Source organism: Streptomyces sp. NPDC049597 (assembly GCF_040675505.1).
Taxonomy (GTDB): Bacteria; Actinomycetota; Actinomycetes; order Streptomycetales; family Streptomycetaceae; genus Streptomyces.
Genome location: NZ_JBFAOY010000067.1, coordinates 1 through 6,945 on the forward strand (window position 1 = coordinate 1; position 6,945 = coordinate 6,945).

At 69.2% G+C, this 6,945-nt stretch carries 6 protein-coding genes and 1 pseudogene; 2 read left to right on the forward strand and 5 right to left on the reverse strand.

Translation table 11 applies throughout. The features are described 5' to 3' along the window. Positions 1 to 115 precede the first annotated feature (115 nt). Entirely contained in the window at positions 116 to 1,039 is a 924-nt protein-coding gene (locus tag AB0K02_RS33760) for a hypothetical protein (protein ID WP_365996432.1), read from the forward strand. Here the strand turns inward: AB0K02_RS33760 and AB0K02_RS33765 are convergent. Together AB0K02_RS33765 and AB0K02_RS33770 are read right to left on the reverse strand one after the other, a co-directional pair. Continuing rightward, positions 1,021 to 1,656: pseudogene (locus tag AB0K02_RS33765) on the reverse strand (SURF1 family cytochrome oxidase biogenesis protein); the annotation flags it as partial. The gene AB0K02_RS33760 and the pseudogene AB0K02_RS33765 overlap by 19 nt on opposite strands. 544 nt (positions 1,657 to 2,200) lie before the next feature. Beyond that, a complete protein-coding gene (locus AB0K02_RS33770; RefSeq protein ID WP_365996433.1) occupies positions 2,201 to 2,425 on the reverse strand; it encodes a DUF3311 domain-containing protein in 225 nt (74 codons plus the stop codon). Positions 2,426 to 3,091: 666 nt separating this feature from the next. On the opposite strand from AB0K02_RS33770, the gene AB0K02_RS33775 reads away from it, so the two are divergent. Next, positions 3,092 to 3,598 carry an ATP-binding protein gene (locus AB0K02_RS33775; RefSeq protein WP_365996434.1) on the forward strand — a complete coding sequence of 169 codons (507 nt, stop codon included), beginning with the start codon at positions 3,092 to 3,094 and terminating at the stop codon, positions 3,596 to 3,598. A 238-nt stretch (positions 3,599 to 3,836) separates the two neighbouring features. On the opposite strand, the gene AB0K02_RS33780 is transcribed toward AB0K02_RS33775, so the two are convergent. The 3 genes from AB0K02_RS33780 to AB0K02_RS33790 all read right to left on the reverse strand — a co-directional run bounded on the left by AB0K02_RS33780 (position 3,837) and on the right by AB0K02_RS33790 (position 6,367). Beyond that, positions 3,837 to 4,148, reverse strand: a complete 312-nt coding sequence (locus AB0K02_RS33780; protein ID WP_365996435.1) for a hypothetical protein — start codon at positions 4,146 to 4,148, stop codon at positions 3,837 to 3,839. Further along, positions 4,145 to 4,720: a sigma-70 family RNA polymerase sigma factor gene (locus AB0K02_RS33785; protein ID WP_365996436.1), complete on the reverse strand. Its 576-nt coding sequence runs from the start codon at positions 4,718 to 4,720 to the stop codon at positions 4,145 to 4,147. Before AB0K02_RS33785 ends, AB0K02_RS33780 begins: the two co-directional genes overlap by 4 nt. 75 nt (positions 4,721 to 4,795) lie before the next feature. Further along, on the reverse strand, positions 4,796 to 6,367 hold the full coding sequence (locus tag AB0K02_RS33790; RefSeq protein ID WP_365996437.1) for a sodium:solute symporter: 1,572 nt from the start codon (positions 6,365 to 6,367) through the stop codon (positions 4,796 to 4,798). Positions 6,368 to 6,945 lie beyond the last annotated feature (578 nt).

The following is a 6,945-nucleotide window of genomic DNA, read 5'->3' on the forward strand; positions in this document are numbered from 1 at the left end:
GTAGGGTGAGGTCTGTTCCGAGGGGTTCTCAGCCGACGGGGGGGGGTGTGGCGTACAGCCCTGACGGCATGCCCGCCCCGTACCACCTCTTTTCACCTATTCGACCGGGACCGAGATGCTCAGACGTCGCCCCGCCCTGCAGGTCCGCCCCGCACTCGACGATCAGGCCCTCCACAAGACACTGACCGAACTGCGCCCCGAACGGCAGCTCCACGGTCTCGGTGCCGACTCCTCGCAGGCCGTCTGGGAGCCGGTCGCCGAACTGCTGCGCACGACGGGGCACGACTGGGACCGCCGGACGCACCGGATCTCCGTGCTGGCGCGGAGCCTGCCCCCCGCGATCTGCGAACGATGGGCCGCCGACCGGCCCGCCGACGGGGACGCCCTGGCCCTGCGCGCCTTCGTGCAGGTCACCGGGGCCGCAGAGGGAGGGCGGGCCGCCGCCCGGTCGGCAGAGCAGGCGTGCCTGCGCGCCGCCGAGGCCTGCCCCGAGGACCCGACGCCTTGGCTGGCTCTGCTGTCCCTGATGCGCTCCTTCGCCGTCCCCGTTCACGACGCCGTTCCCATCTGGACTGAGGCCGTCACCCGTGCCCCGTGGCACCGGACGGCTTACCACGACCTGCTGCGGTACCTGTCCCCGCGCGGGTACGGAAACGTCCCCGACATGCTGGACTTCGCACGGATGAGCGCCGACCGGGCACCGTACGGCTCCCCGGTCGCGCTGCTGCCCGTGGCGGCCCGCGTGGAAGTCCACGCCCACCGGCTGCGCCAGTCGGCCATGGGGGCGGGCCGCGACTGGAACGAACCGCAGATCGCGGAGGAGATCGACATCGCCCTGTACCAGTGGTTCGACGCCGGTGCACCCCCGCACGCCGAGTCGCTGATCGACCTCAACGTCCTCGCCTTCGCCCTGGTCCAGGCGTACCGGCCGGACGACGCGGGGCGGGTCCTCAAGCGCATAGGGCGCCATATGACTCCCCACCCCTGGAACCTCCTGCCCCAGCCGGAACGCACGTTCCGCTACTGGAGCGGCCGCTGAACCGGCCGGCGCGCCCGAGGCGTCGGCTGCACGGACGCCGGCTGCGTGTCCGGTGTTTCCTTCTCATTCGCCCCGGCATCCCAGTCCCGGGCCTCCCGCCGGACCAGGATCACCCAGCCGATCGGGACACTCGCGGCGAACAGCCACCCCTGGATGGCGTACGCGCACTTCAGCGCGGCCTGGCTCGTCGCCGGGCTCGCCGACCGGCTCAGGGGTGCCGCCCTCCGGCTCGGGCGCCTCTGAGTGATGCAGCCGCCAAGCACCTCGGCGCCGAGGCACCGCGCCTCCCGCTCGCTGTTGATCAGCATGATCTGCCGGTCCGGCATTGCCGCTTGCCGCGGTCGTCTCGTCCGGCATCAGCCGCCCTGGGACGGTGATCTGACCGCGAGGCGGTGCCGGGACCTGCGGGAAGGCGGACTGTGACGGGCCCGAGAGGATCCAGCCGCAGTCGACCAGAAGCACCTTGCCGTCCGTCAGGACAACGGGGTGAGTACGTGGACGCCGCCGTCTCGTCGGCGTTGACGCGGCGCCTGACGACGACTTCCCGCCCGATGCCGAAGGCGCCCCGCGGTCACGCTGCGGTACCGATCGTCCGGGGTGACGATGTGTCCGGGGGAGGGACAGCCCGCCGTTGCCACCCTGGTCGACCGGTGCACCCGCCATCTCCGCCTGGTCCCGCTGCCGAGCGGGCACTCAGCCAGCCACCTGCGCGATGCCCTCATCGCCGTCTTCAGTCGGCTTCCGGAACCCGCCCGGCACAGTCCCACATGGGCCCAAGGCTCCGAGAGGGCTCGCCACCACGAGATCGCGCCACACTTCGCCAACGGCATCTTCCTCGCCAGCCCCGGCAGCCCCTGGCAGCCGGGGACGAACAAGAACACAAACGGCCTGGCCGGCCAGTACCTGTCCACGTGCACGAACCGGTCCCTCTGCACCGTTGACGACCTCCTGCGTAGAGCACCGGCTGAACAACCCACCCCGCACAACCCCAAGTTGGCGGACCCCGCCCCAGGCGTTCGCCGCTGCTCTGGCACGATGGGCCTGCATCGTTGCGACGACGCACGCCAATACGCCTGTCCCGTTCGGGGATCCCGCGGTCCCTGGGGCTCGGACCTGTGTGTTCGAAGTGCGTACGCCGACACCGCAGCGCCTGGGCCTGGTTCACTGCCGCTCACGGTTCTTTGGCGTCTTCTTCTTGTCAGGACGCAGCAGCAGATAGGCGCCGAGGATGCTGGCCGCGGTGATCGGTATCCACAGCAGTTGGTACCAGTAGAAGAAGGGTGCGCCCCCCAGGTCAGGACCGGTCCTCGCATACGAGGAGACCCACAGCATCGCCACGAACGGGGCGATCAGCAGCACGGCCGCGGCGATCCGGGAAAACGTCATCACCGAGCGGCGTTTCCTCCGGGGCCTGGGCCCAGGATCGTGCGGGGAATGCGGGGACTGCATCATCGTCGCACCTCCGGCAGACACCTGATGGATCCGCACAGGCGCCTGCACTCTGGCTGTGCCCGAAGGGCTGGCTTGCCTTGATTGTGCGTCGGTGCGCCCCGTCCGCGCCAATGAGGTCCGCGAGCCGTGCGCCACGTGAGAAAGAGACCGGAATTCTCGGTCAACCGGTTGAGGCCCGCACGCAACTCTCCTGCAGAAGCTGTTACAAGGTGTGTGACCGGTTCCTGTGGAAGCGGCCGTCACCAAGCCCCTCGCTGCGACCGCCCAGCCCTGATCGGCCGCAGCAATGCAAGAAGCGTCCGGCTGCGAGGGCCGGGCAACGGCCAGGCGTTCTTCCGCACTCCGCCTGGCCCCGCGGCCGGCTGCCGTAAAGGAAATGAGGGTCCTGAAGGCAGTCGGCCGCGAACACCCCACCAGCACGTGATCCGGGGCGCGGAACCTTTGAAGAAACATTCAGGACGCTGTCAACCGGACCGGACCAGAAGACAACTCTCATGCGAAGGGCCCACAAGAACAGCCGCCCAGTGACCTGCGGATGACACATCGCCCGAAGCGGATAAGCGTTCACGGACAGGTCGCACTCACTCTCTGCGAGCCGCAATGCCCATTCTCAGCTCTGGTGAGTCCACCATCACTCGCTCAGCCTGCACGTGGATTCTGCCTGCATCGGTGGAATCTCCGGGTGAGGCTCGACGGCAGGCAACAGACCGGCTGCAGGAGTGGCAGCACTCCGAACTGTCGGACAATGCCGCGCTGATAATCTCGGAGCTGGTCACGAATGCCGTCCACCACGGCGCCGGACCAGCCTGGCTCACCTTGCGGATGGTCCACGACGAGGCCGCCGGATGTGTTCTGCGCATTGAGGTCGGCGACCACGGACCGGGTTGGGACGGTGGCCTGCCGTCGCGGGCCACGCCGAGCGACGAGGACTGCAACGGGCGAGGCCTGTGCCTTGTCGAGGCGGTCTCCTCCCGGTGGGGAACCTACCGTCTCCCCCACGGCCAGCTCGTCTGGGCTGAACTTGTGGCCAGGGAGCAGCACGACTGCAGGACTGACCGGCTGGAAGAGCAGGTCGAGGGTCTTGTTCCGGGTCAGGTGGCCGCCTGACCGGATGCCGGTGCTGATCGACTCGGGCGAGGCTCCGACGATCAGGTGTGGACCGGCCACCACCTGGCAATGGCCTGGTGCCGGGGCGACACAGCAGGGGCCCCGCTCTCGAGGAGAGACGGCGGCTACCCGGCCATGATCGCGGCCCAGTCCCTCTGGCCACGAGTCCACCACACAACCCCGTCGCCCGACGGATCCACTACCCGAAGGCGACGGCCGTGGACCGCACGCCGGCGGATCAGGTAAAGCCGACCGTGCTGACCTGGGATACGGCAGCGGCACGGTGGAAGATGACGTCCGAATTCGACGGCGCCTCATTGAGGATCCACAGGCCGATCAACGTGGCGAGCGCGAAGACCACGGCGATGAGCACGGCCAGTACCAGCCTTCGGCGCCGTTCCCGGCGCAGCCATTCGCCGCGCGCGGTGCGGTAGGCGTCGGGCGCGGGGTGGACGCCGCCGGCCAGGGCGTCGAGTGCGTCCTGGAGCTGCTTTTCGGTGTTGTCGGGTGCCGTGTCGTCGGGGCCGGCATTGTCCCGGATGGAGCTCATCGCCGTGCCTCCATTGCCTTGGTCAGGGCGGCGATTCCGCGCGCGGTGTGCGTCTTGACCGATCCTGCCGTGATACCCATCGCCTGGGCTATCTCGCTTTCCTTGAGCCCGAGCCAGTGGCGCAGTACCAGCGCCTCCCTCTGTCTCGAGGGTAGGTCCTGCAGCGCCGCGACCAGAACTTGCTGGTCGTCGCGGAGCAGTGCGGAGCTCTCGGCGGAGGTGACCCATTCGACGGGCGCGGGGACCGCGTGCCTGCGGGCCGTCTGCAGATGGCGTATCCGCATGCGGGTCAGATTGCAGACTGTCGAGCGCAGGTAGGCTTCGGCCGATCCGGCATCTCGCAGTCTTCGCCACTTGCGGTAGATCTGATAGAACGACTCGGCCACGATGTTCTCGGGGTCGTCGGCACCCAGCAGCGTGGCCAGGCGAAGCATCGGTGTGTACTGCGCGTCGAAGAGCGCGGCGATCCCGGCCTCGCGGTCCGGCTGGGCGGCGTCGTCGGGAGGCTGTCCCAGGGCGGGTTGCGTGGAGATCGGGGTACTGACCGCGTCTGCTGATACGGCATTGCTCATCGGGCCGCCGTCCGCCGTCCCGACGGTCTGCGGGGCCGGCGGTTGGTCGGGGCGGTTGCGACTGTGTCTCATGACCTACTCGTTCCCGTCTTGGGGTGCGGTGGTGGCCGTCAGTCCGGCTCCGGGCGACCAGCCGCGGATGGTGCGGTTGCGTATGCGATGTATGAGGGCGATCGCTGCGGTGACGAGCAGCACGACGGCGAGGTTCAGCAGGAAGGCGGCCAGCCCCGCGTAGATCTCGACCGATCGTCCGGGCGGCCCGAGCGGGACGACGGGGGAGAAGCCTTGGATCACGACCATGACGGTGCCGGCGGCCATGCCGACGGCCCAGCCGGCGAGCAGCGCGCGGTGGTGCAGGCGCCATGAGAGCAGGCCGAGGGCGATGGCGGGGAAGGTCTGCAGGATCCACACACCACCGAGCCATTGCAGGTTGATGGCGTCCTGGTTGCGCAGCCCGAAGACGAAGGCGATGGCACCGGCCTTGGCGGTGAGCGAGACGATCTTGGCGATCCGCACCTGCCGCTTGGGGGTGGCGGTGGGGTGGAAGTACTCGACGTACACGTTGCGTACGAAGGAGGTCGCGGCAGCGATCGACATGACGGCAGCGGGGACCAGCGCTCCGATGATGATCGCGCCGAAGACCAGGCCGGCCAGTGGCGCCGGCATGACGTCCTTGACCAGCATGGGGAGCGCCGCTTCCGCGCCGCCTTGGGGAGTTGTTACGCCGTTGGCGAGTGCTGCGACGCCGAGGAGGGCGAACAGGGCGAGGACCGCGGTCCAGGCGGGGAGGGCGATGGAGACGCGGCGCAGGGTGCCGGGGCTGGCTGCGGCGAACCCGGCGGTGAGGACGTGCGGGTACATCAGCAGGGCGAGCGCGGAGCCGAAGGCGAGGGTGGCGTACGCGGGCTGCTGGTCGGCGGTGAGGGTGAGCGAGGCGCCGCTGTCCGTGCCGGACGGAGGCTGGTCCAGGCGCCGGGAGGCTGCGTCGAAGACCTCGCCCGGTCCGCCGGTTGCTGCCAGGACGAGCCAGATGACGGCGATGACCGATGCGAAGACGCCCACGCCCTTGAGGGCGGAGATCACGGTGGGTGCCCGCAGTCCGTGCCGGTATGTCGCCACCGCGAGGCCTGTGAAGAGCGCGACCATCACCAGGTCGCTGCTGATGGCGCCGGGGTAGAGGCCGCCCGCGGTGAGTACGGCGCGGATGCCGAGCAGTTGCAGGGCGAGATATGGCATGGTCGCGAGGATGCCGGTGAGTGCCACGACCAGGGCCAGCGGCGGCGACCCGTAGCGTCCTCGGACAAAGTCGGCGACGGTGATGTGGCCGTGCCGCTGGGCCTCGGTCCACAGCCGGGGCAGCAGGACGAAGGCAATCGGGCAGACGATGATCGTGTAGGGGAGCGCGAAGAAGGCGGACGCCCCTTTGCCGTAGACCAGCCCGGGCACGGCCGTGAACGTGTACGCCGTGAAGATGGTGCCGCCCAGCAGTAGCCAGGTCCAGCCACCGCGCAAGCTGCGGTCGGCCAGTGCCCAGCCCTCCAAGGAGGGCAGCTGGCTGCTCGGGTGGAAGCGACGCGCGGTGACGGCGAGCAGTGACGCCCCGCCGATGACCGCGAGGAACGCCGCGGCCATGGTGCCTGTAGCCATCGGTCACCGCCTTTGGTGTCCGGGACGCGTCTGGATATGCGCGAGCCGTCGATGAGGGAGTCGCTCACCGGACCGTGCGAGGACCGCAGTCGCAACTCTTCCACAAATAGGGCGGAACCGACAGGGTTGCCCTTCGGAGTCGCTCCGAAGCAGAGAGAAGTCAATAAATCCGAAATGCCCGGCCTGCAAGGGACCGCGATGCGCCGCAGCGGTTGATGAAGGCAGGACGGCCGTCCAGGTCAAGCCCGCAGCAGCCACGGCAACCGGTCAATGAAGCTAGCCCGTGACACGCGCTGCATCAGGCGCTACGAGCGCCGTTTCCTGCGCCCGCTCGACGGCGTGTCCTAGGTCGGCGGAAGGCCAGCCGTGCGGTTCTGCCGCGGCTGTGCGCAGCGCTGCGATGACGGCGGTGGTCGTCGGGTTCGAGTTCCCAACGGCCCGCACGCCGCCCGCCTCCTTGTCCCGGGCACTCCTACGGAGTCTCTGGTGGGGAACTTCCGGCCGCCGCGGGCGGAGCCGAGACAGTCGGGTTGTCCGCATGGCTGAAGATCACGCTGGAGCCGGTGGGTGCCTGGTTG

Bases quoted from the DNA above. Each gene is read 5' to 3' on its own strand.
- AB0K02_RS33760 (WP_365996432.1), top strand. From the start codon at position 116: ATGCTCAGACGTCGCCCCGCCCTGCAGGTCCGCCCCGCACTCGACGAT.
- AB0K02_RS33770 (WP_365996433.1), bottom strand. From the start codon at position 2,425: ATGACGTTTTCCCGGATCGCCGCGGCCGTGCTGCTGATCGCCCCGTTC.
- AB0K02_RS33775 (WP_365996434.1), top strand. From the start codon at position 3,092: ATGCCCATTCTCAGCTCTGGTGAGTCCACCATCACTCGCTCAGCCTGC.
- AB0K02_RS33780 (WP_365996435.1), bottom strand. From the start codon at position 4,148: ATGAGCTCCATCCGGGACAATGCCGGCCCCGACGACACGGCACCCGAC.
- AB0K02_RS33785 (WP_365996436.1), bottom strand. From the start codon at position 4,720: ATGAGCAATGCCGTATCAGCAGACGCGGTCAGTACCCCGATCTCCACG.
- AB0K02_RS33790 (WP_365996437.1), bottom strand. From the start codon at position 6,367: ATGGCTACAGGCACCATGGCCGCGGCGTTCCTCGCGGTCATCGGCGGG.